Raw genomic sequence first — 1,491 nt, 5'->3', positions numbered from 1 at the left:
CCCTATCACTTCCATCGCCTGTTCAGCGCCTGGGTCGGAGAACCCCTGGGGGCCTACCTGCGTCGCCGACGCCTGGCCTGCGGCGCCTACCTCCTGGCCAGCCGAAGCCAGGCGTCGATCCTGGAAATCGCCCTGGAGGTCGGCTTCGGTTCCGGCGAAGCGTTTTCCCGTGCCTTCAAGCAGCACTTCTCGGTCTCCCCCAGCACCTGGCGCGACACCGAGCCGAAACGCTGGCACCGCCGCCTCGATGACATCCGCGAACGCCGCCTGCGCGAATTAAGCAATCCTGATCAGACCCACATTCCGGCTTTCGACGATCCTGACGCCTTCATTCACCTGAAGGAAACCACGATGAACGTCAGCCTGCGACAACTGCCCGCCACCCGCGTGGCCTACCTGCGCCGCATCGGCGCCTACGGTTCGGGCATTGGTGTGTTCTGGCGCGAGACCGCCGCGCCCTGGATGCTCGAACAGCAGCTTATCAACCGCGTGCGCTACGGCATCGGCCACGACGACCCGGACATTACCCCCGCAGAAAAATGCCGCTACGACGCCTGCGTCGAAGTACCCGACGACTTCAAGGCCAGCGCCCCCGCCGTGGTCACCACCCTACCTGGTGGCCTGTATGCCGTGGCCCACTACCGCGGCCTGGGTCCGGACATCGCCGATGCCTGGATCGAACTATGTCGCGACTGGCTGCCCAAGAGCGGCCTGCAGTTCGACCCCCGCCCGGCATTCGAGCGCTACCCGGCGGATGCCTACTACGACGCAACGACCGGTGAACTGGAATGCGAGATCTGCATTCCAGTGAAGGCGCTATAACCAAAAAAGCCCGTTGATCCCCTGTAGGAGCGAGCTTGCTCGCGAAGAACGTCAACGATAACGCGCCGCTACTGACCGAACGCGGCGCCCTCGAATTCATCGCGAGCAAGCTCGCTCCTACAATCCCAGCACACACCGACTCAACGCGAAGAAAGGGCCGTGATATCGCCAACGATGCACTTAGACAGAGTGCGAATGTAGAGGCTCTCCACACCCCAATTGCCGCTGTTGGTGATCGCCCCCGCATGGTCTTCATATGACGCACCTGCCCCACCGCCCCTGCAGGCTGCAATCCATTGCACCCCTGAGCGAAATGCAGCACCTCGGCGCCGCCGCGCTTGACCTGGACCTTGTAGCCGAGATCCACACTGGCCAGGATCGTATTGTCATCGACGACCATCGACACCAGCCCGCCCTAGGAATCACTGAGGCGGCGCTGGTACACCGCATTCACCTCCAGTTGGTAGGCGGCGCTGTCCTTGCTGGCGGCGTAACGATTGACGTTGCCCCACTGCCGGATCAACCCCATGCCCAGTTGCTGAAGCAAATTGTTATCAAGCAGAAAGCGCTCGCTCTCGCCGTCCAGTTGCAGGTTGAAGATGTTGATCTAGTAGGTGGCGGTGGCGGCAATCTGTACCGGTTTGGGCGAGGTGTAATAGTGGGGTTTAG

General features: G+C 62.1%; 2 protein-coding genes. Both read left to right on the top strand.

Translation table 11 applies throughout. The features are described 5' to 3' along the window. Positions 1–822: GyrI-like domain-containing protein (locus tag U873_RS0133900; protein WP_025132462.1), on the top strand; the 822-nt coding region annotated here is incomplete at its 5' end. 256 nt (positions 823–1,078) lie between these two features. Beyond that, the coding region (locus U873_RS37095) for a hypothetical protein (protein ID WP_218188945.1) at positions 1,079–1,491 on the top strand (413 nt) is incomplete at its 3' end.

The organism is Pseudomonas sp. PH1b (assembly GCF_000633395.1).
Taxonomy (GTDB): domain Bacteria; phylum Pseudomonadota; class Gammaproteobacteria; order Pseudomonadales; family Pseudomonadaceae; genus Aquipseudomonas.
This window is presented reverse-complemented; position numbering and strand designations above follow the sequence as displayed.